Annotated in this window: 1 protein-coding gene; it reads right to left on the reverse strand. The window is 61.2% G+C overall.

Annotated features, from left to right (window positions below; all coding sequences use genetic code 11):
• Nucleotides 1-27: 27 nt before the first annotated feature.
• Nucleotides 28-276, reverse strand: a 249-nt coding sequence (locus SB775_RS29120; RefSeq protein WP_410864691.1) for a CinA family protein, incomplete at its 5' end; no start/stop codon positions are given.

The following is a 276-nucleotide window of genomic DNA, read 5'->3' on the forward strand; positions in this document are numbered from 1 at the left end:
TCTGCCAGAGAGGGAGCAGCCGCGAACTTAGCGCCTTGATCCGAGCGCGTTAAAATAATGTTCGATCCGGGACAGTGCATAGCGCGCAGCCTGACGTCGAATTTCATTGCGACCGCCTGAAAACCGGCGCGTTTCTGCAAAAGTAACGATCTGACCATCGCGCTGCCGGTAAGCCCACGCAAAGCATTGGGTTCCGGGAGGCGGGCCTTCCGAAGGCGCCGCGTCGGCAACGCCCGTATTGGAGCCGGCGACATCGGCGCAACTCGCCTCCTGCTG

Source organism: Peribacillus sp. SIMBA_075, from assembly GCF_046534585.1.